The organism is Hirschia sp., assembly GCF_058892565.1.
The window spans coordinates 93,639-118,304 of record NZ_JBZXVU010000019.1 but is presented as its reverse complement, the minus strand read 5'-3'; the positions used below and the strand labels follow the sequence as shown (position 1 = coordinate 118,304).

Genomic DNA, 24,666 nt, shown 5'->3' with positions numbered 1-24,666 from the left:
CTATTTCCAGAGCCAGGGTTGGTCCGAGCGTTGCTTTTGCTCGAAGGCGATTATGTCATTGGTATAATTTTCAAGAATGCGTGTGGTTTCATTCCAGCCATTGAGCAATGATTCTCGGCCATCTGATGGCACTTCAAATTGAACAGATCGGTTTTCCACATTGAGTTTAATCTCGCAGTCAATAAGATTTATTTCAAATACAACCTGTTTTTTTGCAAACTGATGAAGCTCGTTAATAACGGATGATGGTAGGCGGATTGGAAGAAGACCGTTTCTAAAACAATTTCCGTAGAAAATGTCTCCAAAGCTTGGTGCGATAAGTACTCTCAAACCAAGGTCAGCTAAAGACCAGGGTGCCTGCTCTCGACTGGAGCCTGAGCCAAAATTTTCGCCAGTGATTAAAATCTCTTGTTTTATTCTTCGATGAATTGGAAAATTAGGATCATTTGCACAACGATCGTAAAAGGCATACTCACCAAGCCCAATTTTTCGAGTGTCAGTTAGAAAGCGAGCTGGGTATATAATATCCGTATCTATGTTAGGTTCCGGTAGTGATATAGCAGTGCTATTTATAACGGTAAGAGGTTGCATCAATTGGGGTTCTTTATTTGGACAATGTGACCGGCAATGGCGGCCTCTGCCGCCATTATTGGGCTTAGTAAATGCGTACGAGACATAGCGCCTTGACGGCCCTCAAAATTGCGATTGGAAGTCGATGCGCACCGACTACCTGGTGGAAGGCGATCATTATTCATGGCGACACAAAGCGAACAACCTGGAGAGCGCCATTCAAATCCGGCATCAATAAATACCTTGTCTAACCCTTCTTTTTCGGCCTGTTTTTTAACTAAGCCAGAGCCAGGAACAACCAGTGCTATTACACCCTCTGCTACGTGTCGATTTTGAATTTGAGACGCGGCTGCTCGAAGGTCTTCTATTCTGCCGTTGGTACAACTTCCAATAAAAGCATAATCAATTTTGAAATCTGAAAAAGCAGCGTTTGGTTCTAACCCCATGTAAGACAATGCATCTCTGATTTCATTGGTATTTCCAGAAGGTAGGCGGCCATCATCTGGAAGGCCTTGATCAGGTCGCGTGCCGTAGGTTACTTGAGGAATTATTTCATCCACGGACAATTGTATTTCTTTGTCATAGTGTGCTTCAGTGTCTGTTTTAAGAGATTTCCAAAGCTTGAGTGCATGTTTCCAGTCTATTTCTTTCGGGGCATTTTGTCTGCCCTTTATGTATTCAAATGTGACGTCGTCTGGTGCTACTAGACCTGTACGTGATCCGGCTTCTATAGCCATGTTGCACAGCGTCATTCTGCCTTCCATTGAAAGATTTGTTATTGGTTGTCCGGTGAACTCTATTGCGTATCCTACAGCACCAGCAGTTCCTATTTTTTTTATTAGGGTTAAAGCAAGGTCTTTTGCTGAAACTCCGTTCTGCAATTGACCGGTGAAGTGCACCCGCATTGTCTTTGATTTTTTCTGTAATAGGCATTGTGTTGCCATTACAGTTCCGCATTCGCTGGCACCAATCCCAAAGGCAAGCGCTCCAAAAGCACCGTGCGTTGATGTGTGGCTATCACCGCAAACTATAGTCATTCCAGGCAAAGAGAGACCTAGTTCGGGTCCTATTACATGAACAATTCCTTGTTCATCACTATCTAGAGGAATATACGGGATTGAAAAATGTTTGCAATTGCTTTCGAGTAGGGCAATTTGAGCAGCAGCTTGTGGGTCTGCAATAGGGCGACCGTTACGAAGGGTCGGAACAGAGTGATCTGCGACTGCAATATTTGTTTTTGGACGCCTGACGTTCAATTCGTCTGTTTTAAGTGCCTCAAAAGATTGCGGGGTGCTCACTTCATGAAGATAGTGCCGGTCAATATATAAAAGTGTAGCATCTGTGCTGATGTCGCAAACCACGTGCGAATCCCACAGCTTCTCATATAGAGTCTTGCTCATTGAAACATGCTTTCTATTCGGTGATGCTTTAGTTTACACTAATGGTCTCGAGTATTTCTGTACCCGTCGCAAAGTCATTTTGCTCCTGAGTCTTTAGCCAAGACAAAAGTTGTTCAAATGCTTCCATTCTATAGGGAAGCCCCATTATATATGGTGTTATGTTTAGTGGTAAAATGCGCCCGCCGTATTGCTTCGATTCAGAGTTGAGCCATGTCCAAGCATCTTTGATTTGTTGCACATAGGAATCTACAGAATGTTGTTGGACATTCAGGATTTGTCGATCTGATAATTCATGATTCAGAGGGAAATTGAAAATTTCGCCAGCTTTGGTTTTCATCAGATAGGGCAGTTCATCGTTTACCCAATCACACATGTATGACAAGCCTGCATTAGCTAGTAATTCTGGGGTGTTGAAAGATTGAGAGCGCGCGATGGAAAGCCAACCAATGGGGCGTTTGCCTGTGGCTTTTTCAATAACGGCTAGAGATCTAATTATGTGCGCTTCTTCCTGCTCTATCGCAACGCCAGATGCAATGGTTGCATTCATGTCGGTTGAATGTGCAATGATTTCATGTCCGTCAGCGGAAATATCCGCTACTAGTTGAGGGTAACGTTCAGCAATCGCGCTGTTGACGGCAACAGAAACCTTCGCGTCAATTTTTTTTAGTGCATCTAGTAAGCGGTAAATTCCTACGCGATTACCGTAGTCTCTAGATGTGTAATGCCTAAAATCAGGATAGGCTGTTTGCATATGTCCCGGCGCTTTGAATGGGGTGTCATTTGGCGTAATTGGAAACCATTCTAAATTAATGACAATCCAAGTAAGTACGTTTTTGTTATTTGGCCATTTTAAAGGAGGGCGAGAAAATATGTTCGACCATTTGTAAAGGTCGTGATCCATACCGCGTCGACGATTTCGGTATATCATATAGGAGTTATCAATAGTCATTTTTAGCTCCCGCCAAATGGGAATAATTAGCAAGATAATGGTCTGCTATGTCACCGCTTTGAGTTATCCAAGCTCGTCCATCCTCTTTGATGTAGCGAAGTACTTCGGCGAATGGTCCAATTCGGTGTGGTTGACCTATAAGATAACTGTGTAAGGGAATGCACATTACTGTGCCGGAATTTTCGCCTTCAGCCGCTAAACGTTCATACTGACGGATAAGAGTATCTGCATATTCTCGAGGGCTCATATTATAGATGAAGAAGCCATAATGATCATTTACTTCCAAGCTATAGGGCATGGATATTAGTTTACCGGATTTGACAGATACAGGCATAGGCTGATCATCATGATATAGATCGCATGTGTATGTAAGACCATATTCTGCAATGAGATCAAGTGTTCTTGGTGTATGCGTTAATGCTGGTGCTAACCAACCTTTGATGTCTTGTCCCGTGGCGTTTTTAACTGTTTTGATCGAGTCCTCAATTATAGTGCGTTCTTGTTCTTCACTCATGCCATATGAATATCGTGTGTTATATATACCGTGGCTAAAAAATTCCCAACCTAGCTCGTTGGCGTGTTCTACGACTTCTGGAATGTGCTGGCACAGGGCAACTGAAAGTGAAACTGACCCTTTAAAGCCATATTGCTCCATCACCTCGGCCATACGCCAATGTCCTACACGATTGGCATAGTCACGATGAGAATAGCCAGTTACGTCAGGAGCTGGAGTTTTCCAGCTTTTACGGATAGGATTTTCCGGTGGATCTAACTCATAGTATTCAAGGTTGGGAGATACCCATACAGCGACAGTTTTACCATCAGGCCATTCTATTTTAGGACGGTTCCTGTAAGCATTGTACTCATAGAGACCAGGGTCGGGTTGTCCATTATTCATTTTTGAGCCTCAAGCCAATTCACGACTGTTTCTACAGGCTCAACATCTGCATATTTCAGCGCTAGGTCAGTTAAATTCGCAAAGTGAAAACTCTCATGTTTATCTGCACACGTTTCGATAGGAACGATCGCGCGATAACCACGTGATAATGCATCAACAGCTGTTGCGCGAACACAGCCTGAAGTACTGCCTCCGGTGATAACTAAAGTATCTACTTTTAACCAAACTAACAGGCTTTGTAGAGGTGTTTCAAAAAATGCCGATGGCATACGTTTTGTATAAATAGTATCATCTTTATGGATATCGCATCTGTCATCGAATTGATGTCGACGACTGTCATATTTGATATTTTGAAGGGAGTCGGGGGTATCTGTTCTTGTACCCCAAATGCCTGCGTCGGATGCATTGTCTGCAAATGCAACATGCGTCCAGATAACAGGCATTTCTTTTTGCCGCGCTAAATTCGAAATAGTGTTCACATATTCGATTTGCCGAGGGTCAGTTTCGTAAGCTGTACTGAATTCATTTATCCGAGTGTAGGCATTTTGAATATCGACATTAACAATAGCAAGCTTATCACCAAAACCAAATTTGGCACGCGAGGGATTGCTTATGACTTCTTCAAAAATTTGCTTCGCGGTACGACCATCTGAAACCATCTTAGTGCCAATTATACTCATGAACGTGATCCTGCTAATTGATTATTAGGGAGAGAAGGTGTGGTAGGAGAGAAGCCTAATGGAAGCCCGGCTTCTGGTGCGAAACCATAGAATTCTTCGCTTGGTAGGCTTTCTTGTACAAGGCGACGTACTGAAAAAAGACTTTCTAAGTCTATACCCGTAGAAATTCCCATAGCTTCAAACATATAGACTAAATCCTCAGTGACAAGGTTACCGCTTGCACCCGGCGCAAAGGGACAGCCTCCTAGTCCACCTAATGAACTATCGAAAGTTGTTAGACCAACTTCTAAGGCTGCATAAGCATTTGCTAAACCTAGCCCCCGAGTGTTATGAAGATGTATTCCAGTGAGTGCTTCCTGCCCCACAGCGCCCCATATTTTCTTGATAAGTTCTTTCACCGACGTTGGGTTGGCATAACCGGTTGTGTCCGCGAGACCAACTTCGTCGCAACCTGCTTCCATGAGTGCTTCAGCGAGTTCTATGACTTTGTCTTCTGGAACATTGCCTTCAATTGTACACCCAAAGGCCGTTGATAAACTTCCCTCGAAATGTGGTCGAGATTTTGCTGGTAGCTCCGCTATCATATTTGCAATACTGCGCGCTTCTGCCAACACCTGCTCGTGTGTGCGGCGAAGATTGGCAATGCTATGTGATTCACTGCAAGAAAGAGGCAAAGTTATTTTATGTGTGCCTGCATTAATAGCATTGCGCGCTCCATGACTGTTCGGAACTAGGGCAGCTACTGTTAATCCTTCAATTTGCCTTGCATAGGATACAATTTCATTTGTATCAGCTAATTGTGGAAGCAGCTTGGCGGGAACAAAGCTCCCGACCTCTATCTCCCGAATGCCAGCGGCGAAAGCTGCGTCAATCCAGGCTTTTTTGGCTGTTGTAGGCATAATTGACGATACATTTTGAAGTCCGTCTCTAGGGCCGACCTCACTGATCAAAATATTCATTTGCATTTTCCGGTTGATCCATTTGGTATTAAACTATAACAATTAAATGAATAGAGTCGAGAGAGAATTTTAAAATGCAGCTTGATAATGATCACGATGAACTTCCACTCTCAGGTGTTCGGGTCGTCGAATTCAGTCATATGGTCATGGGACCATCAACAGGTGTAATCTTAGCAGATCTTGGTGCTGAGGTTATAAAGGTAGAGCCAATTGGTGGCGATAGAACACGACAACTACTTGGTTCAGGGTCGGGCTATTTCTCGATGTTTAATCGTAATAAACGAAGTATTTCAATCGATCTCAAATCCAAGGAAGGGATCGAAATTGCAAAGGAATTGGTGAATAGGTCAGATGTACTTATTGAAAACTTCAGACCGGGTGCTCTGGTCAAATTAGGTCTTGGGCCAGAGGTTTTTTCAACAAGCAATCCTGGACTTGTGTATTACTCGGCTAAAGGTTTTCTCAATGGCCCTTATCAGAAACGGGCTGCCTTGGATGAGGTGGCGCAGATGATGGGGGGGCTTGCTTATATGACCGGGCCTCCTGGGCGACCACTGCGAGCAGGCGCATCAGTTATTGATATAACTGGTGGAATGTTTGGCGTTATAGGTATTTTGGCAGCATTACAACGTCGAGTTAAATCAGGTGTTGGTGGAAATGTATGCTCATCTTTATTTGAAACCACTTCTTTTATGGTTGGTCAGCACATTGCTCAGATGGCAGTAACAGGTGTGGCACCGAATCCTATGCCTGAGCGTTCGTCTGCGTGGGCTATTTATGATGTATTTGAGACATCTTCTCCTGGTGAACAAGTGTTTGTTGGTGTCGTCAGTGATTCTCAATGGGAAGCTTTTACATCGACATTTAAGTTGATGCATCTTGCCAGTAACTCTGCATACAAAACAAATAATGACAGAGTCCGCGCGAGGGAAGAGTTGCTTCCACAAATCCGAGAGTTGTTTCTAAGTTTCTCTCGAGACGCCCTGTTAGCGAAATTGAATGAGGCGGCTGTTGCGTTTGCTCCAATAGCCCGACCTGAAGATTTGCTAGAAGATGAGCACCTTAATGCAAACGGTTCTTTATTGGATCTAGTTTTACCAAATGGAAACGAAATAAGGTTGCCTGCAGTTCCTGTGGAAATGGATGGCAAGTTACCAGGCGTTCGATTGAACTTACGTAAGCCCGGGGAGGATACTGCAGATATCCTAGAGGAAATTGGGATTACGCAAGAACGCATTCATGAGTTGGGTGCTCAAAAAATCGTTCAGCTAGAAAGAAACGAAAATGAAGACAGATGATTGAGTGATCAGTTTTGTTTTTATGCGTTTACTAGGAATTTGAATTGTTAATTATATGAACCCGCAGAACAATCCATCAATACCCCGAACCCTTGCTCAAAAAATTTGGGATGAACACGTTGTGACATCGCTCGATAGTGATGTCGAACTTCTCGCAATCGATCGCCTTTTGCTGCACGAAAGAACTGGTGGTGTGGCTCTAAAAGGGCTTCGTGAAAAGGAGCGGGATGTGCTTGCTCCTTCGACCGTCTTCGCAACGATGGACCATATCGTCGATACGTTTCCTAACAGGACTGATGATACGATGATGCCGACGGGCAAAGAGTTTCTACAAGCTCTTCGCGAAGAAACTGAAATCGGCGGGATAACATTGTTTGATATGGATGATTCGCGCCAAGGAATTGTTCATGTCATTTCACCTGAGCAAGGAATTGTTTTGCCTGGCTGTACATTGGTTTGTCCTGACAGTCACACCTGTACCCAGGGAGCTTTTGGAGCATTAGCTTGGGGAATCGGGTCGACTGAAGCTGAGCATGTGTTGGCAACTGCAACTCTTCGGATGAAACGTCCTAAGGACATGAGGATTAATATAACTGGGACTTTGTCCAAAGGCGTTACGGCTAAAGACTTGGCTTTATATATAGTAAGTAAGCTTGGATCAGCTGGTGCGAAGGGACACATTATCGAGTTTGCTGGAGAAGCTGTTTCTGGGCTGAATATGGAAGCCCGCATGACGCTCTGCAATATGGCAACGGAACTGTCTGCTTTTACTGCAATTGTTTCCCCAGATGATAAAAGTCTGACCTATTTAAAAGACCGACCGTTTTCTCCAAAAGGTGAAGATTGGGATAGGGCCAGCGAATATTGGCTTTCTCTAAAAAGTGATGCAGAGGCCGAATTTGATGCTTCATTTCAGTTCGATGCATCTCAAATAGGTCCTATGGTTACTTGGGGGAATAGTCCTCAACACGCCATTTCCATTAGTGAAGAAATTCCAGAATTTGAGAATCTTAAATTAGGTGATGGTCGTGAAACGTATGATCGTGCCATTCAATATATGGGATTAACGGGTATAAAAAAACTCAAAGAGCTTTCGATTGATGGTGCTTTTATTGGTTCGTGTACGAATAGTCGTATTTCTGATCTGCGTAGGGCTGCTGCGGTCCTAAAAGGGCAGACAATAGCAACCAATGTACGCGCAATATGTGTACCGGGATCTACTCAAGTTAAACGAGAAGCCGAAGCTGAAGGATTGGATGAAATTTTTAGAGAGTCTGGGTTCGAATGGCGTGAATCCGGTTGCTCAATGTGTTTTTTTGCTGGTGGAGAAAGTTTTGGTCCTCGGGAAAGGGTAATTAGCTCGACCAATAGGAATTTTGAGAGTCGACAAGGACTTAATACAAGAACACATATTGCGTCTCCTGAAATAGTCGCGGCGTCAGCTATTGCGGGTCGTATTGTAAGCTTAGAAGATTTGGAGGAATTTTATGAAACCTCTAATTAAGCTTGTATCACATGCAGTTCCTTTGGTGCGTGAGAATATAGATACAGATGCTATCATTCCTTCCAGAGAGATGCGGTCGGTTTCAAAGTCTGGCTTGGCTGAAGGGTTATTTGCTGGCTGGCGTTATCTCGAACAGGACACGAGAATACCAAATCCAGAATTCGTATTAAATCAGAAGCAGTATTCTTCTGCGAAATTTTTAATTTCTGGCAATAACTTTGGGTGCGGTTCAAGCCGAGAGCATGCTGTGTGGGCACTTGTTGAATATGGTTTCCGAGCGGTTATCGCCCCATCATTCGCACCGATTTTTAGAGCAAATTGCATTCAAAATGGAATTGCTCCTGTGGTACTCAATCAGGAAACGATCGATGAGTTAGCTATTCAAGCCATAGCTGGAAAAGATTTCTTGTTAGATATGCGAACCATGCGTTTGTCAGTCGATGAGCAAGAGTATGAATTTAGCTTAGAATGTAGTGCTCAAACCATGCTTTTAGAAGCGCTAGATTTAATCGAACTTACTCGAAAAAATATGCCTGAGATTGAAGCCTTTCGTCGAGAACACAGGCGCAATCGACCTTGGCTCTACCTTTGAGTTGACCTGAACGCTCATCATTGTGGTGATGAAGAATAGATAACAGCTGCCTATTGCTGGCACAAATTGTGGACAATAAAAATGACCTTATTGAAATGCGCTACCTTAATCGCTCAAAATGTCAAAGATACAGCCAAACGATATGAAGTTTGGTTTGGGTATTCAATTGTTGAAACCGGCAATATTAATGCTGGTCTAGCTGCGAGTTGGGGAGCACCTAACAGTGCGGGAAAACCGTACGTAATTATGCAACCTGCTTCTGGGCAGAAGGTTTTTTTAAGACTGATTCAAGGCGATACAGTCGAGTCTTACGCTCCAATCCGAACGCTTGGTTGGGCGGCGACAGAAATTTGTGTACAGGATGTTGAAGAAGTCAATAAACGAATGGTGGAATCACCCTTTGAAATTATTGGTGCACCCAAGCCTTTAGATGGATTTCCAACCGTAAAACCTATGCAAGTGCGAGGTCCAGATAATGAAGTTATATATCTCACGGAAATAAAAGCTGATGGTCCCTCTACGGGCCTTCCTGTTCCACAATCCCTTGTCGATCGACCTTTTATAATGGTGTTGGCATGTCGCGATTTGCGAGAATCTATTGCTTGGATTGAGCGCGTGTTCGGTTTCGAAATGATTGATCCTGTTGCTATCCATTATTCAATGATTTCACTCGCATTCGACCTGCATGAAGATGAAAAAGTTGAGCTTGTAACCGTGAAATGGCGGGGAGAGGTGTTTCTTGAGTTGGATCAATATCCAAGCGAAGTGACTGAGAGAGAAAAGCATCAAGGGGAACTGCCTCCGGGAGTAGCAATTACAACTATTGAACATCCAGATTTTAGCCGGTTGGAAGGACATTGGGATTGTTCACCAGTCAGACGTCATGGAGCCTTGTATGAAGGCAGAATGACTGGGGTCATGAAGTCACCTGATGGGGCTTTGTTGGAAGTTATCGAACGTGCCCAATGATTTTGAAAGTTCAATGTAATTTAGGAGAGTAGGCTTGACGTATAAAGATAAAATTCGGCGACACTTCGTGGATGTAGAGCATGGACAGATACATTATCGTACTGCTGGAGAAGGAAAACCATTGCTCTTATTGCATGCGTCTCCTGGAAGTTCGCGTCAGCTGGAAAAATTGATTTCAGATTTTTCCGATTCACGGTTGGTCATAGCGCCAGATACACCTGGTAATGGTGATAGTGATGCATTGCCGCTTGATGAGCCGACGATAATTGACTTGGCACATTCCATTTTAAATTTCTGTGAGGTGATGGGCTTTGAAAAAGTCGACCTTTACGGATCACACACTGGCGGAACTATAGCTGCTGAACTTGCTATCCTTGCACCTCAAAAAATCAACCGCCTAATAATCGATGGGGTGATGGTGCTAACTTCAGAAGAGTTAGACGATCTGATGGAAAATTACGCGTTTCCTTTTCCTGCTGACCTTGAAGGAGCATACTTATCCAAAATATTTCAGTTCTGTCGTGATCAATATCTCTTTTTTCCTTGGTATAAACGAACTCGTGTAGGACGGCGTGATAATGGGCTTGGGAGCGCTGAGGATATTAGGGCATGGGTCCTTGAAGTCCTAAAAGCTAGCGAAACTTATCACCTTAATTACAGGGCTGCTTTTCGTTGGGGTGCTGGGGAACGGCTACCGCTTATCTCAGTTCCTTCTCTTATTTTGGCGGGAGAAAATGATCCACTTTTTGAGACATCTCAGAAGGTTGCAAAGGCATTAAAGGGTGGACGCTTTGAAGCTTTGCCTCGATTTGATGCGGATGAATTTGGGACTACACGGAAAAAAGTCATGACGGATTTTTTTAGTTGTGAATTGCCTCAGCTTGTAAAGGAGCAAGTATAATGCAAATCGCGCTCCTTACACTTTTGCATATTTTGATACCTGTATATTGGTTAGGTGGTGACTTGGGGGCATTTTATGGTTCGCGTTTCCTTGTTGATCCAAAACGTTCTGTTTCTGAAAGAATGTTGGCTCTAAAAATATTAAATGATATTGATATGGCCCCTCGGACAGCACTGATTCTTGCTCTCCCTACAGGATTAACTCTTGCAGTAGTAAAATCCTGGTTATTTATTTCTCCGATACTTATGCTGTTGATGTGGATTCTTGCTTTTGCTTGGTTAGGTCTAGCTTGGTTGCTTCACGTACGTCACGGAGGGCCGAGCGAATCTCTTCGCAAGCTTGATCTAGCAGTCAGATACTTGATTTTTATTGGCTTATTGCTTGCGGGTGGGGCATGTCTCATCAAATTTATAGATGTTCCGATATTCATTGGTTTCAAAATGATTGCCTTGTCGCTCTGTGTTCTAATGGGGCTAATAGTTCGGCGAATGTTGAAGCCTTTAGGTCCAGCTATTGCTGAAATGAAAATGGACGGTCCATCTCCCGACTCCGACCAAGCTATTGCAAATGTTATTTCTCAGACGCAACCAGCGGTGTTGGTGATTTGGGGACTTGTTTTAGTGGCCAGCTATCTTGGTCTCGCGACACCTTTGTAACAATTGAATTTTAACATGAAAGGAGTGTTCTATGAAACACAGAACAATAGACGGAAAAATCCTCTATACGTCTCGCAAACCGGGAAGAGAAGGTGAAGAGCGGGGAAGAGAGTTTTTTACATTCACTGTGCATGAGGATGGAAAAAGAACACTACGCGCTCGTTGTGAATTGGAAGATCCCGATCCAACAGTTTTGAGAGATATTACATATAGTGTCGATGAAAACGACAATCCGATGGACTGCTTTGTGCGTCTGACGATTGGAGATGAATTTATGGGAGCAGGTTTATTCCGAATGCTCGACGACCATATCGAGTGTGAAAGCTTCGGACCATCTATCGGTCGTGTTTCTCAGAAAGTTCCAACAAATGGGTATTATGATGGCTTTGGAACCCACCCTATTGCCGGTGACGCTTATATTACCAAGAAAGTAGATAGATCTAAAGGCCCGCATACACATAAATTGAGAACATTCCTTCCTTCATCAGATCATCGTGGTGCATCACCGCCGTTAATTGCTGAAGCGAATATGGAGCTGGTCTTTGAGGGACAAGAAGAAGTAACTGTGAAAGCTGGAACTTTTGATGCCTATCATTACCGCTTTACTGATGAAAGTGGTGGTATGATTTCGTTGAGTGGTGAGGCGCATCCAGATTATCACTGTTGGGTTACTGCAGATGAGGATGCTATTTTTCTAAAGGGTGGAGTCGATGGGTACATGATGACATGGTATGAACTTGTGGAACTTACGAGATCATAAGTTATACTTTGAAATAAATTATAAAGGGCCACGTGTCGGTGGCCCTTTAAAAAAGGTTTAGAATGAATGCTCTGGCTTTAAAATTTGGAGCCCATACTATATGGTCGTCCCCAATTTTTTGGAGAACCAACAGGTAAAGTGGGAGCGTATGGGGTCCCTATAGGCAGAGGCCGTTTGTCCTTTGACCAATGGGTTACAATTTTATTTGCTCCAGGTGAGCGCATAATTTGAAAAAATCCAAACTCCGATACATGTGGTCCGTGGACAATGTGAGGAGGCCTGAAAAAGTATGCACCTGGATGCATTAAGCCTTCTGGCGTCCACATCCCGCCGTCTATCATAAACATTTCCTCACAATGGTCGTGTGTCTCACTTGGAAGTTCTGTATCATCTGGTACACCATGGGGCATACCCGCTAGCAAGAAAGTACGACAGCTGTCATTGGGACCAAGGCGCAACACTTTTCGTGCTAAGCGAAGGTGGCTTAGTTTCGGATCATATGTTGAGACATCCCATTGCATTTTGGGGGTGTCTATTTCGATCTGATCTGCAATATCTGATAGGCAATTAGGATCATTTTCAGCGTGACGGAAAATTAAGACTGTAGCGCCCTTTTCTGAAGAACGTGCTGGAGAACGATCATTTTGGGGTAGAAAACCATACGCATGAAGCTCACAAAATCTATTCCCTATAAAAAGGCTTCCTTCGAGTACAAAATACTCTTCAGCTGGCATATCTTTGATACTAGAGGGAGTGTTGTATCCGGGAGGATACCTGACCAATAACGTAGAATCAGTACTACCCGGTGCAGCATTTAGAAGTTTAATAGATGTTCCATCGACTGTTAACTGCCAATCGACATTTTGAGTTTGAATAAATTCAATATGGGGTCTACTCATTTTCTACTCTCTACTTTATGCCTAAGGCACCGGGGTTCATAATATTTTGGGGATCAACCGACCCTTTAATATCGAGTAGTAATTTGAGGGGTTCTGGATGAAGGACTTCCGCATAGGGGTAAGTTCGTCCAATTTGATTTGATGCAGCTCCAAAGTCTCTGAATATATCAATTATTTCTTGACGAACATTCATGACTAATTCTCTAGCTTTGGGGTTTGGTTTGGGCTCTGTCAGTTTCTTTTTGGCATCAGGGCTAAGTTTTTCATGGTGCATTGGTAGCCATGAATCTTGCCAATTGAAGACAGGTTCGTAACTAAAAGCGTGATTGCTTATCACTGTTAATAATCTTGACACAACAACACCGTGTTGGTTGAAGGCGTTCATATTCTTATCAATGCAAGCTTCTACAGCATCAACGAGGCTTGGCGCTTCGCTGTGAGCTATTTTTGCATTTAACGCTATCCAACGATCAGCATTTGGTCCCAAAACAGAGTCCAAAGGTGGAAACAGGTCGGCTCGACCAGCACGAGGTACAGAATCTGGCAATTCTTCACCGTTTAGGGTCGCTGCGATTTTTCTCGCTATTTCCATATCTTGTACAACTGCGTGGCGACTGCGACCTGACAGTACTAAGTGCATGGAAAAACATCCATCTTCAACGATGTTTCGTCCAGATATTGCGAGTTTCGTACCTGCTTTTATGCCACGGAAAATGTTCTTCTCTTGTTGCACAACTTTTGCCAGCATTTTTGCATCACGAACAAGGTCGGTATCGGCTGAAAGAGCTGCTTTGGTCTTGTCGGGATCCATTACATAAGCTTCTTCTGCAACTTCACTACGTCCAATTTCAGATAAAGCTTCTACAGCTGCTGCTCTATCTTTAAACCCAAAGGAAAGATATTCAGTTACGGCTGGTTCTCGTATCATACGAAGGGTGGCTTGCGCTTTTATTCCGAGTGCACCTGCATCATGTACAAAAACTCCAGTCATATCTGGCCCGAATGTTCTGAAGAAAGGCGATTTTGCATTTTTGACAGCTAGTTGTCCAGTTCGAAGTAGGCAGCCATCGCTCGTCACAACTTGCATACCGAGTACGATCTCTGCTGCTGAGCCATATCGTGCGGTGCCTAAAAAAAGAGCACCATTAGATAATCCGCCACCGACTGTAGCGCCCCGTCCTGAAAAAGTTCCAAAGAATGGCAAACGCAATCCTTTCGGCTTTAATGCGAGGTAGATTTGTCTCCAAGTTGCTCCAGGTTCAACGGTTATGTAGAGGTCGCGTTCGTTTATTTCGAGGATGCGATCCATTCTCGCAAGATCCACTGAAACAAAGCCGTTTTTAGGCATCGTATAACCATTAACATACGTCAGTCCACCGCCTCGGGGGGCCATAGCTATATTGGCTTTTGAGAGTATGCTGACGGCATTAGACAACTCTTCTTTATTTGCAGGTCTTATGACGGCAGAGCATTGTCCAGATTGGTTTAGCAAATCAGATGAGTTTAGTGTGCAACTAGCATCATCTGTTAGTAATCCGTTTTCGCCAAGCACTGCAATTAAGTCTTGCATTATTGTTTCGCTAAGGTGTGTTTGCTGGATAGTTTCTGTTTTGATATTAGTCATTGGATGTTACTTTTTCTTCGTTTGCAGCTACAGCTTTTGCGAAAGCATGACGTCCCAATGTGAGTAGAATAGCGGAGCCAGTTCCACACGTAAAAAAGACGATTGCAAGGGCGTATGAAATACCTTCAGGTGAAGTAAAAAACGTATCTGTCAGGAAACCGACAAAGAAGTTTCCTGCTGTCATGGCGATTAGGCTTGATGCAATTGTATGCAGAGCCATAACCTGTCCACGAAGCTGATTAGGAGATATTTGAGAGACGCCGGAATAGACGGCAGAGATATTCCAATTTACGAATAATGCGTTCAAGGCATATGCGATGATAGCAAGTAGGCCTGTCGGAGCCAAACTGGTTGCTGTACCGAAAATCAGCATGGAAATCCCGCATGCGGCGGCAGCAAGCATTGGGGCGTCTGTTCGACCTTTGCTATTTAACCATGAAATTACCCAGCCGCTGTTAGCTGCTGCAAATAAGCTGATTGGTAATCCGACCAATCCAAGTATTTGGCCAGCGGTTGAGGCTTCCCAATTGTGAACTCTTATGAACATTGCCGGAAGCCAGCCAATAATAGCATATACACAAACAAGGTTTAGCACTGTACCGCCTATTAAAGTGGCAAATGCAACTGGTTGTTTTGAAAAGAGTTTGAAAATTGGCTTAAAACTAAATTCAGTTTTAGTCGTTTCTACACCTTGGCGTTTAGGTTCGCGCATGGTGAGTAGCATGATAAGAGATAGAACTACCCCCGGCATACCACACATTATGAAGACAAGTTGCCAGCTTTGAAAATTGCTTGCTAGGTGAGGTATGTCATTGATTAATCCATGTGATAGATGAAGAAATAATCCACTGAAAAGAAAAGCTGCGGCTGTACCAAGAGAGCTCCCTGTTACGAAAACACCATATGCTTTAGGACGGGTTGAAGGTGGAAACAGATCTGCGATAAGAGAGGCCGCGGCAGGTACAAGGGCAGCTTCTCCGACACCCACAAGAATACGGGCGAAGAATAGTTCTTCGAAGGTTGTTGCAAGCGAGCACCCCATAGTAGCGAGGCTCCAAAGTGCAAGGGCTGCAGTAAGAATGGGAGTACGTTTTGTTCTGTCGCAGAGCAATCCAATAGGTAAACCTAGAACGCTGTAAAACAAACTAAAGGCTAACCCTTGCAACAAGCCAAATTGAGTATCTGTTATGTGTAATGAAGCTTCCAGTGGTTCAATCAAAAGTGCAATTGAAACCCTGTCCAAAATAGCAAGAGCATAAGCTAATGTAAGGAGTGCAACCACATACCAAGCATATCTGCGGTTTGGCCACGAAATATCCGAGGCACCAGCCCTTAACTTTGGAGGAGGGGCGGTTTCAGAAATGTGATCATCCGATTGGGACATAAATTTAGGCTCCATTTAGGGCAATATAGATTTTTTATTTTTCAAGGAAATTAGTCACGATAAGTGCTGCATCCTTCGTGCATGGAGGACGCTTTCGAAGAATTGCGTTGTGCATTGTGCTCGCAATTTTTTCGACTTCGATATAGGCTGGATCATTATCGAGATGTAAAAACAGCATCTTGGAATGGGGGAGCTTTGGCAGCGAATACGCCAATTCTCTACAAGTATTGATCGCATCAGCATAGTGTTTTGGTTGTTTGAGTATCCCCATGAAACTATCATACAGATTTTCGTGTTTAATTAGGGGGGTAAGTTTTCTTATGCTGGTATTTTGGCGATTGTTCCAAGGCCAATTTGTCTGGCTGTCTCTAAGCATGTGCCAAATCTCATGCAAGTGAGACCCTGAGTAGTTGAAATCGAAATGAGGTGTAAAATCTGTAGCATGAATTGGCTCAGGAAATGCTGCTACGGAAATGCCGCCGTCGACTATAACTGAAGAAACTTTATCTGAAGAACATTCTGCAAGCTTCATGGCAAGTGGAGCAGATAAACCAGTCGCCAAGATTGTAACATTATCCTTTGCAAGCACATCAAGAGTGTCAGTAAGAGAATCTATGAAAGCGTTTGCTGATGGAGAAGTAAAAGGGTCAGATTCTCCAAAACCGGGTAATTCAGGCAAAAGAATATGGAAGTCTTCCTTCAACTGCTCGGCCCAACTCTGCCCAAGCACTAAAGTCGGCGTGTCTAGTATAAGAATGGTATCAGTTGGATGTTCTCCAAGTTGATGTATATGCATTTGACCGGCTACTGAGTTGATATAGACACTTTTGCCGACTGTCTTTTTTACGCTGCTTGGCTGTTTTTTTGGTGTAACGGTGCCTTTTTTTAATTCGCTGATTATCCAATCTAGCCAGACTGAAGTATCAGCAGGTAATTTGGCAACTTCGAGGTTGGTGTTTTCTTCTCTCGGAATGCGCTGCAAACTTTCAAATAGTACATCATCGATGCGTGCGCCTATCGTTGTTGGGGATTCAATTTTTCTTAGCGCTTCTAGTGGGTTGTATCGCATCGCTGCAGCGTAAGCGTCGGAATAGTGTGGCCCTGCGGAAAATAGGTCTATTGTATATTCTTGTATCCAGTTTGCGTTAACTTCCAGCTGCATTCGGTTTTGTGTGGAGGGTGAAAACCAGGGGAACCAGCGAAGCATATCACGAATGTGCGTCCATTCATTTGCAATAAAACCACCAGCGTCATCCTTTTGAAAGGGGCGCATATAAGCGTCTATAAATGCGGATGACGTTGGGCTTTTAGGAATCGACAGGCCATCTAGTATTAAATGAGTATGGCTTGCTAGATTGGCAGCATATTCTAGAGCAATTTTTGCGCTAGTGTGTGTGGCGTAAATTGGAGCACCATCTAGTCCCAAAGACTGTATGGTATCATGAAGAGCTATCGCGAAGTCTGAGATTGCAAGCTGCTTTTTGGGTAGTGGATCAGAATTACCATACCCGGGTGTATCTAATGCGTAGACAGTGAAGTGATTAGCTAATGCGCGCATAGTTTGCGTATGTAGTCGAGATGACCTTGGTGAATCGTGCAGCATCACGACGGCTGGCCCTGATCCCGTTGTTCGGTAATGCACATTTTGTGTCCCTGAACGGACGTAGGCACGCTGAATGCCTAGCGTTTGTGCGTTTGTGTTAGGGGATTGATCATTCATGTTTGAGTGCTCTCTATTTCATAAAGTCAACAAAAAAAGCTTTGCATGATGACCAAATGGTATAAGAATATAACTATTGGTGCGATAAATGAGGTCGTACGTCTAGTCTCAACGGTGATATTATTTTTGAAAAAGTTTCCCAAACCTCTGCGGATGGTTCAAATCAAATGCGAGCATGGCTCGTTGTAGTTGCTGCAATGATCGGCGTTTCGGTCGGGCTTAGTCCTATTCCTTTTTACACGATCGGTATGTTTGCTCCGGAGCTCTCATCTGAATTCGGTTGGAGCTTTTCCTCATTGATGGGCAGTATTGCTGTTCAATCAATTGTTGTGATGATTGTTAGTCCATTTGCTGGATATGCTGTCGATTTGTTTGGCGCTCGTAAGGTGGCTTCAGTTTCATTATTGTGCTTCGGTCTGTGCTTTATGAGCCTTTCGCTAAACAAGGGTTCTTTGACTATCTTCTATATTCAATGGGCTGTGATGGCGGTGCTAGGGGCGGGTACGCTCTCAGCGACTTGGACATATGTTGTGAATGGCTGGTTTGATAAGCACAAAGGGTTAGCTCTTGGGCTGGCGAGTGCTGGCACAGGGATTACAGGTTTTCTTATTAAGCCATTTGCTGCTTGGTTAATTGAAGGCTTTGGTTGGCGGACAGCATTTGTTGTAATTGGATTGTTGCCGATAGTGATTGGTGTGCCGGTTGTGCTTCTTTTTCTAAAAGAACGTAGGTCCTTTAAGAAACCAGATGAGATACAGTCGGTGGATTTTGACAAAAATGGGAAGCGTGAAAATATCGAAGGATATACTTTAAAGCAGGCGTTAATGCAGCGGAATTTCTGGTTGCTTGCAGGTGCGTTTCTACTCATTGCATTCTCACTCACGGCGCCAACCCCAAATTTAGAAAATATACTGCGAACTCATGGGTTTGCGTTGACTCAGATAGGGGCGATAACTGCAAGTTTTGGTTTAGCGGTTATTGCTGGGCGGCTAATGGGGGGGTGGATGCTTGATAGAGTGTGGGCTCCGCTCTGTGCCTTTTTAATTCTACTTATTCCTGCAGCAAGTTGTTGGGTGCTGTCTCTTTCTGAGGTCAGCCCAATGATGGCAACTTTAGCTGTGGCTGGAATAGGTTTTGGCGCTGGTTTCGAGTTTGATCTACTTGCCTATTTAATTAATAGGTATTTTGGTCAGCGTCAGTATGGTCTGATTTATGGTAGCTTTTACGCAATTATAGCGCTCGGTGGCGGGTTGGGACCGGTCGTATATGGTCATTTCTACGATACAATTGGAACTTACTCATTCTCACTTGTTGGAGGCGCAATGGCCGTCGTTTCAGGTGGTGCTTTGCTTTTGCTTCTTGGTAAATATCCAAAATTAAAAGCAGCTCATGCTGATGAAATAGTGTGAAGGTTTAACTCTAGAAAATTGGAGTGGTGCAAAATTAGTCAGCATAAGTTTCTTAGCAAAATATATGCAACAACGACTTGACAGATTCATATTGGTCATTTGTTATATTTCTATGACATTTAAATTGTTATAATGTTATATCAATATTTAAAGTCGGTGGGCGGGAGATTTGCTTGCCTAAGAGCAATTAAGCAAAGAAGGTAGCGGGAATGAAACTGAGCGTCAAAAATATAGCTATGAGCACTGTTGCTAGTATTACAATACTAGCTGCGGGCGGGGTTGCGTCAGCGCAAGACGTGGACGAAACGGAAGTTGTCGAGGACGGGAAAGCTCGACTAGGTACTATTGTTGTGACATCACAACGTAGAACTGAGAGTATTCAAGATGTGCCTATTCCAGTAACAGCGTTTGATGAAACGTTGATTGCGGATTTAAATTTGAATGACACTATGGAGTTGGCACAATATGTTCCATCCATGATTGCATCTCACAATGCTGGCCTTGCATCTGCTAATTCATATTGGATTCGAGGCTTGGGTAATACACAATCAGTTGCAACGTTCGATCCACCAGTGGGATCTTATGTTGATGATATTTATATCGCTCGTCAGAATGCAAATAATTATGCGTTTCTAGATACAGAGCGTGTGGAGGTTTTGCGTGGACCTCAAGGAACATTGTTTGGTCGCAATACAACAGGTGGTGCTGTTAACGTAATAATGGCTAAACCAGGCGAAGAGTTTGGAGGAAATTTTGAAGTTTCCGCAGGCTCATATGATCGTTATTTGGTGAAAGGTACAATAGATGCACCGGTCTCCGACACAGTCCTAACTAAAGTTTCTGGATATTACTTAACTGACGATGGTTTTTTAGACAACAAAGCCACCGGAGATACGTTAAATGGTGCAGAGAATTTCGGTTTGCGCGGTGATGTACGTCTTTTGCCTACAGACAAATTGACTGTCGATCTAGCGGTGGAATATTTTTCTGATACCGGAACATATCTTGGTGTTGTAGGTTTGCCTGAAGCATCATCCACATATCAAACTACGACAACTCCAGTTTTTTACGATACTTACAATGGTTTACCGCAAACTGATTGTGATGGGGATGTTGTGGATATCCTTCTAATCGAAGAGGCCGGCAACTGTGCGTTGACTGAAACAATCGGTTTGAGTGGTAAAGTTTCATACGCTGCAACCGATACAGGTTCGCTCGATATAATCTTTGGGCGTCGTTCTTTTGATTCCGCTTACATCAATAATTACAGCGGAAGTTCTATGAATCCATACGCAGGCTATATTCTTGCGGACGATACACAAAACGAACAAGAATCACTTGAAATTAAATGGGATGATTCTCTGTTTGGTGGACGCTTTCGCTATGTTGCAGGTTTCTACTATCTAAATGAGTCCACAGATTATGATACCAACGGGTTTTCTGCTAACGCTAGCGTAGATCCTACAGGATATGTGACTCTGTCCTCCAATACATTTACACACGATGTGGAGACATCGGCGGTGTATTTGCAAGGTGACTATGACATTGTGGATCAGCTTACTCTCACATTGGGAGCTCGTTATACATATGAACGCAAGAACCTCGATTTCCATGGTTCAGCGCGGTTTGATGGAATGGGGTTCACAAGTGCGGATCTAGTTGCTGAGGGAATTCCTTTAGAACTTGAAGAGAACCGTGTAACTCCTCGTATCGCGTTGACTTATACAGCGACAGAAGATCTTATGTTCTATGCTTCTGCGACGAATGGATTCAAATCAGGTGGTTGGAATGGAAATGCACCATCTCCTAACCGTGTGTTGCCATTTGATCCAGAAATCACTTGGTCATATGAGCTAGGTACGAAGGGTGAATTTTTTGATAGCCGACTTCGTGTGAATGCAAACTTATATTCTATTGAAACAGAAGATCTTCAAATTACATCTGGTGTGATTCTTCCTGGAGAGAGTGCAATTGTTAGCTTGGCGCGTAATGCTGGAACACTTGAAGCGCAAGGACTTGAATTTGAGACAGCATATGTCTTCAACGATAACTTTTCAGGTTTCTTAAATGGCGCAATTATGGATGCGAAGTACAGTTCTGTTCTTACAACACCGGGTGTGCCAGATAGTTCACAGGTAACCTTAGATACCGAGCCTGTTCGTACGCCTGACTTCCAGCTTGCTGGTGGAATAACATACGATCAAGCTGTTCCGGCCTTGGGTGGTAATGTTCGGTCTACATTGGCGTATCGCCACAATGAGCCATATTACGTCTCCACATTGAACACATCCCGTGCTCCAACAGAGGATTATGTCGATCTCTCGATCGGTTATGTCCATGAAACAGGGGAGTGGGGTATGGAATTACGCGGTACAAACCTAACCGAGCAGGAAACTATCACTGCAAACTTCCTATCATTGTTTCCTGGGCAACCACGTCGATTCAACTTGAAGCTTTGGGTTAACTTCTAAAGCTTTATAATTGAGAGTATCCGCCCTGTGTTTATCCCGCACGGGGCGGATCTTTTGGGCTGAATGATGATGGGGTGAGGGTCAGCGGGCTGCAGACTGGGGATTTCGGGTATAAACTCGTTACATTTTTTATACACAAATTTCGATATCATTCATCCAATGTGACGTATCGATCAACGTCAATGGTTTTTTCACCTTTTAACAGCGCCAACCGAGAATGGTAGTTTTGGGTTGCCAGCTGCTTTCGCAGACACTGTATTTTCAATATACGGACCTGCAGACCCTATTTTGCTGGGAACGGATACGACTGACCCTCGTGCTGCGACGAGTTCCGCACTTTTTGCTGATGGTCGCCATGGTGTGTCAGATCAGCTAACCGTTCACTTTGGTGTCCGTTATAATGTTGAAAAGATATCAAATGATTTTGCTAGTACCATTACTGTTGAAAGTGCTGAAAACCTTACAGATGCCGCTTTTTATTCAACCGTCGACCCAACTCTGGGGTTTGTGGTGTCTCAATTAACCGCCTATCTGTTCAGTTTGGTAGACGCAGCTTCTGGTAACCCGCCTTTCGCATCTCAAGAGTTTGAAGCGTTCTTGCCTAAAGCTGGTGTCACATGGAACTGGAACTCGGACATTTCGACGAGTTTCATCGTGCAACGTGCTTATCGTTCTGGAGGGGGCAAACCTAGTGCGTGCTAGATCTTTCTCGTTTGATCAAGAATTCGCGATGAATTATGAGCTTGCATTTAGAAGTGAATGGCTGGATGGTCGCTTAACTGCCAACGCGAATGTGTTTTATATGGACTGGACTGATCAATAGATCTCGGTTCAACTTTCGTCCGCTGATTTTGATTCAGAAGTTGCGAATGCTTCTGGTTCATTCCGATTGATGTTTCGTGAAATTTAAAGTTTCCTAGTATTAGAAAAAATGCACTGCTGGTTGCTGATAAAAGCAAACATTGCAGTGCATTGTCGAGTTGAGGAAAATTTCGTTAGTCGAGTTTTTGATTCAAGAGGCGCATACATTGTTGTCCAGAATGCAAATCTCTTTCTATCATTCCGCCTTGTGGGGTTGCACGAGGGTATGAAATTTTAACAAGATTGAAATCTGCGACCTCAATTTTTTTTACTGATTCTCTATCTGTATTATAGAGTTTTTCGAACACATCTGGGGCAATTCCCAAACTGTCTTTAAAGCGCTCAAAGTTTTCACGACTGTTAAACCATATGTCGATTGTTACCCAAAATGGGCCAGCTTGCTTTGATCGGATGTGTTCGCAAACGTCGCGTAAAAGGGTCATACTATTGTTCCTGTATTTTTATATCGTGTTTGCTGAAATAAGTTCTTTAGTCCAAATTGTTCTCACAAGTTGTAATGGGTCTTCTACTTCAATAACGTGATTGAGCTTAAATTCAAAAATTTGACCGCGAGGGATATCAGCTGGAGAAAATGCAAAACCATAGCTGGGCAATTCTTTATTCATATCAGCAGGAAAATGGAAAAAATATGGGTTACAGGCATGTGCAATAGAGTTGGCTAACTCTTGTGTCCTCGCTGTGGAGACGAACATAGCACCTATTTCCCGGGGAGGAGGAGTACCTTTCGGAACAGGGGCACCGTCGATTGCATTCCAACCATACATTCGAACGGAAATATGAAAATTATCGATCTCTTCCTTGGGAATAGATTGTTTTGCTCTGGCATTGAGTGCTTCTTCAAATCTTTCATGGAACCCAGAAACATCAATTAGAACATCCGGATCCTGAATACCCACAAACATTATTGTTTGAAACATTCCGCCTCCGGCCCCTTCAAGCTTCATTGTATAGGGGCGTTTGTGCCAATTTGCTCCTGTTACTTTTACACCATTTCCGTCAGGAATCTTTTCATATTTGGCATCACTGACATCAAGTTCCCCGCCAGGCTCAGTTAGTAAAAAAGGGTTTGTATTTTCATATAACATGTGAGCGGCAACACTTTGAGGTGTGCAATAATTATCGACTGAAAGTGGCTCAACTTCAAAGCTGTCGTGACCTATTGTTAGTAGAACGCCAGCAGCATCTCTTTTTTCAGTGCATTGTGCACCACATTCGCCAATTTTTCCTGCATGCCATGAGGGTGCCCATCCTGCACCTTTCCAAATAGGGAAACTTGCAAGGACGGCAGGATCAGTTGAACGTCCTCCCAATATGACATCAGCACCTGCTTCCAGCGCAGCAATATAGGGTTCAACTCCCATCAGAGCGACGATGTGGTCACATGAATCAATTGTTTTATTTTGTAATTCCCCGAGAGGAGAGAGGGGCTTGATGCGTCCGTCAGAATTGTAGGCTTTGATATCTAATTTAGATTGTTCACTATATAAGAGCGCGATTTTAGGAGAAATTTTTAGTTCTTCTACGATTTCAAGTAATATGTCTCGAGTCCAATCGACATTTAGATCTCCTCCTGCTTGTCCTGAGGTTCCAATAATGACTGGAATTCCTGCTCTGGCATGCGCACGCATCAAGATGGTAAGATCTCTTTTTACCGCTCCGCGGCTATTTTTTGATTTGCCTGTAGCAAGATAAGCAGCACCACTGTCAGTCGAGCCAGCATCTGAAGCGATTGCTTGTGCACCTCTAGCTAGTCCATATTCTATCTCTTCTTCGCGAACACCAGCACCTAGAGAGCCGCATGGAACAATGATTTTTATTGGCTTTGTGGAGGAAATACTCATAATTATGGACAATCTTTCGCAGTTATAAGGGCACAATTCATCAATTATTGGTTTGTGAAATCTGAAAGTTGCGCGGGGATAGAAGCTACAAGTTTCAAATTTTTGCTGTCATTATTTTCAACGCCAATTTTGAATAGAGTTTAAATTGGGTTGGTCGATGTCTTCGCAAAATGACTTGCTAAGTGTTGTTTGAGGAAAGACGTTTGCAATGGTGGAGAACTTTACTTTTATAGCAAATTCTTCACTTCTGGAGCAATTGTATGTCATTGGGCAGCAAATCCATTTTGAAGCTGTAGATGG

The 24,666-nt window shown here is 43.5% G+C and carries 23 protein-coding genes; 11 read left to right on the top strand and 12 right to left on the bottom strand.

The window, feature by feature from the left end; genetic code table 11:
- From leuD (AC5EF3_RS08050) to AC5EF3_RS08025, 6 genes are read right to left on the bottom strand one after another with little or no spacing between them, the layout of a single operon-like run.
- Window positions 1-591 carry a 3-isopropylmalate dehydratase small subunit gene (gene leuD / locus AC5EF3_RS08050; RefSeq protein WP_015827343.1) on the bottom strand — a complete coding sequence of 197 codons (591 nt, stop codon included), beginning with the start codon at window positions 589-591 and terminating at the stop codon, window positions 1-3.
- Entirely contained in the window at window positions 591-1,970 is a 1,380-nt protein-coding gene (gene leuC, locus AC5EF3_RS08045; RefSeq protein WP_493547660.1) for a 3-isopropylmalate dehydratase large subunit, read from the bottom strand. The genes leuD (AC5EF3_RS08050) and leuC (AC5EF3_RS08045) overlap by 1 nt, the downstream gene beginning before the upstream one ends.
- Window positions 1,971-1,998: 28 nt before the next feature.
- Entirely contained in the window at window positions 1,999-2,919 is a 921-nt protein-coding gene (locus AC5EF3_RS08040) for a polysaccharide deacetylase family protein (protein ID WP_015827345.1), read from the bottom strand.
- Window positions 2,909-3,817, bottom strand: a complete 909-nt coding sequence (locus AC5EF3_RS08035; RefSeq protein WP_015827346.1) for a polysaccharide deacetylase family protein — start codon at window positions 3,815-3,817, stop codon at window positions 2,909-2,911. The genes AC5EF3_RS08040 and AC5EF3_RS08035 overlap by 11 nt, the downstream gene beginning before the upstream one ends.
- Window positions 3,814-4,497, bottom strand: a complete 684-nt coding sequence (locus AC5EF3_RS08030) for an isochorismatase family protein (RefSeq protein WP_015827347.1) — start codon at window positions 4,495-4,497, stop codon at window positions 3,814-3,816. The genes AC5EF3_RS08035 and AC5EF3_RS08030 overlap by 4 nt, the downstream gene beginning before the upstream one ends.
- Window positions 4,494-5,456 carry a hydroxymethylglutaryl-CoA lyase gene (locus tag AC5EF3_RS08025; protein ID WP_015827348.1) on the bottom strand — a complete coding sequence of 321 codons (963 nt, stop codon included), beginning with the start codon at window positions 5,454-5,456 and terminating at the stop codon, window positions 4,494-4,496. Before AC5EF3_RS08025 ends, AC5EF3_RS08030 begins: the two co-directional genes overlap by 4 nt.
- Before the next feature lie 74 nt (window positions 5,457-5,530).
- On the opposite strand from AC5EF3_RS08025, the gene AC5EF3_RS08020 reads away from it, so the two are divergent.
- From AC5EF3_RS08020 to AC5EF3_RS07990, 7 genes are all read left to right on the top strand, one after another.
- Entirely contained in the window at window positions 5,531-6,754 is a 1,224-nt protein-coding gene (locus AC5EF3_RS08020) for a CaiB/BaiF CoA transferase family protein (protein ID WP_493547659.1), read from the top strand.
- A 55-nt stretch (window positions 6,755-6,809) separates the two neighbouring features.
- Entirely contained in the window at window positions 6,810-8,258 is a 1,449-nt protein-coding gene (leuC, locus tag AC5EF3_RS08015) for a 3-isopropylmalate dehydratase large subunit (RefSeq protein ID WP_493547658.1), read from the top strand.
- Complete coding sequence (gene leuD, locus AC5EF3_RS08010; protein WP_493547657.1) at window positions 8,242-8,850, top strand: 3-isopropylmalate dehydratase small subunit; 609 nt, start codon at window positions 8,242-8,244, stop codon at window positions 8,848-8,850. The genes leuC (AC5EF3_RS08015) and leuD (AC5EF3_RS08010) overlap by 17 nt, the downstream gene beginning before the upstream one ends.
- A gap of 81 nt (window positions 8,851-8,931) precedes the next feature.
- Complete coding sequence (locus AC5EF3_RS08005; protein WP_015827352.1) at window positions 8,932-9,819, top strand: VOC family protein; 888 nt, start codon at window positions 8,932-8,934, stop codon at window positions 9,817-9,819.
- Between the two features lie 34 nt (window positions 9,820-9,853).
- Window positions 9,854-10,720, top strand: coding sequence for an alpha/beta fold hydrolase (locus AC5EF3_RS08000; protein WP_493547656.1), 867 nt, complete (start codon window positions 9,854-9,856; stop codon window positions 10,718-10,720).
- The gene (locus AC5EF3_RS07995) at window positions 10,720-11,376 is read left to right on the top strand and encodes a hypothetical protein (RefSeq protein WP_015827354.1); all 657 of its coding nucleotides are present in this window, start codon (window positions 10,720-10,722) and stop codon (window positions 11,374-11,376) included. The genes AC5EF3_RS08000 and AC5EF3_RS07995 overlap by 1 nt, the downstream gene beginning before the upstream one ends.
- Before the next feature lie 31 nt (window positions 11,377-11,407).
- Window positions 11,408-12,136, top strand: coding sequence for a DUF3108 domain-containing protein (locus tag AC5EF3_RS07990; RefSeq protein WP_015827355.1), 729 nt, complete (start codon window positions 11,408-11,410; stop codon window positions 12,134-12,136).
- 77 nt (window positions 12,137-12,213) lie between these two features.
- Here the strand turns inward: AC5EF3_RS07990 and AC5EF3_RS07985 are convergent, their stop codons facing one another.
- The 4 genes from AC5EF3_RS07985 to AC5EF3_RS07970 are packed head-to-tail and all read right to left on the bottom strand — an operon-like array spanning window position 12,214 to window position 17,763.
- Window positions 12,214-13,035, bottom strand: coding sequence for a cupin domain-containing protein (locus AC5EF3_RS07985; RefSeq protein WP_493547655.1), 822 nt, complete (start codon window positions 13,033-13,035; stop codon window positions 12,214-12,216).
- A gap of 10 nt (window positions 13,036-13,045) precedes the next feature.
- Window positions 13,046-14,659 (bottom strand): FAD-binding oxidoreductase, encoded by a 1,614-nt coding sequence (locus AC5EF3_RS07980; protein ID WP_493547654.1) that lies wholly within the window; start codon window positions 14,657-14,659, stop codon window positions 13,046-13,048.
- A complete protein-coding gene (locus tag AC5EF3_RS07975) occupies window positions 14,652-16,043 on the bottom strand; it encodes an MFS transporter (RefSeq protein WP_493547653.1) in 1,392 nt (463 codons plus the stop codon). The genes AC5EF3_RS07980 and AC5EF3_RS07975 overlap by 8 nt, the downstream gene beginning before the upstream one ends.
- A gap of 34 nt (window positions 16,044-16,077) precedes the next feature.
- Window positions 16,078-17,763, bottom strand: a complete 1,686-nt coding sequence (locus tag AC5EF3_RS07970) for an alpha/beta fold hydrolase (protein WP_493547652.1) — start codon at window positions 17,761-17,763, stop codon at window positions 16,078-16,080.
- Window positions 17,764-17,930: 167 nt separating this feature from the next.
- Here AC5EF3_RS07970 and AC5EF3_RS07965 point away from each other — a divergent pair, with 167 nt between their 5' ends.
- From AC5EF3_RS07965 to AC5EF3_RS07950, 4 genes are all read left to right on the top strand, one after another.
- Window positions 17,931-19,172 carry an MFS transporter gene (locus AC5EF3_RS07965; protein ID WP_493547651.1) on the top strand — a complete coding sequence of 414 codons (1,242 nt, stop codon included), beginning with the start codon at window positions 17,931-17,933 and terminating at the stop codon, window positions 19,170-19,172.
- 209 nt (window positions 19,173-19,381) lie between these two features.
- Window positions 19,382-21,643 (top strand): TonB-dependent receptor, encoded by a 2,262-nt coding sequence (locus tag AC5EF3_RS07960; RefSeq protein ID WP_015827361.1) that lies wholly within the window; start codon window positions 19,382-19,384, stop codon window positions 21,641-21,643.
- 231 nt (window positions 21,644-21,874) lie between these two features.
- On the top strand, window positions 21,875-22,345 hold the full coding sequence (locus AC5EF3_RS07955; protein ID WP_493547650.1) for a TonB-dependent receptor domain-containing protein: 471 nt from the start codon (window positions 21,875-21,877) through the stop codon (window positions 22,343-22,345).
- Window positions 22,335-22,466 (top strand): hypothetical protein, encoded by a 132-nt coding sequence (locus AC5EF3_RS07950; protein WP_493547649.1) that lies wholly within the window; start codon window positions 22,335-22,337, stop codon window positions 22,464-22,466. Before AC5EF3_RS07955 ends, AC5EF3_RS07950 begins: the two co-directional genes overlap by 11 nt.
- Before the next feature lie 172 nt (window positions 22,467-22,638).
- Here the strand turns inward: AC5EF3_RS07950 and AC5EF3_RS07945 are convergent, their stop codons facing one another.
- Window positions 22,639-22,947, bottom strand: coding sequence for a DUF4387 domain-containing protein (locus tag AC5EF3_RS07945; RefSeq protein WP_015827362.1), 309 nt, complete (start codon window positions 22,945-22,947; stop codon window positions 22,639-22,641).
- Between the two features lie 18 nt (window positions 22,948-22,965).
- The gene (locus tag AC5EF3_RS07940; protein ID WP_493547648.1) at window positions 22,966-24,366 is read right to left on the bottom strand and encodes an acyclic terpene utilization AtuA family protein; all 1,401 of its coding nucleotides are present in this window, start codon (window positions 24,364-24,366) and stop codon (window positions 22,966-22,968) included.
- Window positions 24,367-24,666: the final 300 nt, after the last annotated feature.

Excerpts from the sequence above, each read along its gene's own strand:
- AC5EF3_RS07990 (WP_015827355.1), top strand. The coding sequence starts at position 11,408 with ATGAAACACAGAACAATAGACGGAAAAATCCTCTATACGTCTCGCAAA.
- AC5EF3_RS07975 (WP_493547653.1), bottom strand. The coding sequence starts at position 16,043 with ATGTCCCAATCGGATGATCACATTTCTGAAACCGCCCCTCCTCCAAAG.
- AC5EF3_RS07985 (WP_493547655.1), bottom strand. The coding sequence starts at position 13,035 with ATGAGTAGACCCCATATTGAATTTATTCAAACTCAAAATGTCGATTGG.
- AC5EF3_RS08040 (WP_015827345.1), bottom strand. The coding sequence starts at position 2,919 with ATGACTATTGATAACTCCTATATGATATACCGAAATCGTCGACGCGGT.
- leuD (WP_493547657.1), top strand. The coding sequence starts at position 8,242 with ATGAAACCTCTAATTAAGCTTGTATCACATGCAGTTCCTTTGGTGCGT.
- AC5EF3_RS08020 (WP_493547659.1), top strand. The coding sequence starts at position 5,531 with ATGCAGCTTGATAATGATCACGATGAACTTCCACTCTCAGGTGTTCGG.
- AC5EF3_RS08005 (WP_015827352.1), top strand. The coding sequence starts at position 8,932 with ATGACCTTATTGAAATGCGCTACCTTAATCGCTCAAAATGTCAAAGAT.
- AC5EF3_RS07940 (WP_493547648.1), bottom strand. The coding sequence starts at position 24,366 with ATGAGTATTTCCTCCACAAAGCCAATAAAAATCATTGTTCCATGCGGC.
- leuC (WP_493547660.1), bottom strand. The coding sequence starts at position 1,970 with ATGAGCAAGACTCTATATGAGAAGCTGTGGGATTCGCACGTGGTTTGC.
- AC5EF3_RS08025 (WP_015827348.1), bottom strand. The coding sequence starts at position 5,456 with ATGAATATTTTGATCAGTGAGGTCGGCCCTAGAGACGGACTTCAAAAT.
- AC5EF3_RS07995 (WP_015827354.1), top strand. The coding sequence starts at position 10,720 with ATGCAAATCGCGCTCCTTACACTTTTGCATATTTTGATACCTGTATAT.
- AC5EF3_RS07960 (WP_015827361.1), top strand. The coding sequence starts at position 19,382 with ATGAAACTGAGCGTCAAAAATATAGCTATGAGCACTGTTGCTAGTATT.
- AC5EF3_RS07980 (WP_493547654.1), bottom strand. The coding sequence starts at position 14,659 with ATGACTAATATCAAAACAGAAACTATCCAGCAAACACACCTTAGCGAA.
- AC5EF3_RS07970 (WP_493547652.1), bottom strand. The coding sequence starts at position 17,763 with ATGAATGATCAATCCCCTAACACAAACGCACAAACGCTAGGCATTCAG.
- AC5EF3_RS07965 (WP_493547651.1), top strand. The coding sequence starts at position 17,931 with ATGCGAGCATGGCTCGTTGTAGTTGCTGCAATGATCGGCGTTTCGGTC.
- AC5EF3_RS08035 (WP_015827346.1), bottom strand. The coding sequence starts at position 3,817 with ATGAATAATGGACAACCCGACCCTGGTCTCTATGAGTACAATGCTTAC.
- AC5EF3_RS08030 (WP_015827347.1), bottom strand. The coding sequence starts at position 4,497 with ATGAGTATAATTGGCACTAAGATGGTTTCAGATGGTCGTACCGCGAAG.
- leuC (WP_493547658.1), top strand. The coding sequence starts at position 6,810 with ATGAACCCGCAGAACAATCCATCAATACCCCGAACCCTTGCTCAAAAA.
- AC5EF3_RS07945 (WP_015827362.1), bottom strand. The coding sequence starts at position 22,947 with ATGACCCTTTTACGCGACGTTTGCGAACACATCCGATCAAAGCAAGCT.
- leuD (WP_015827343.1), bottom strand. The coding sequence starts at position 591 with ATGCAACCTCTTACCGTTATAAATAGCACTGCTATATCACTACCGGAA.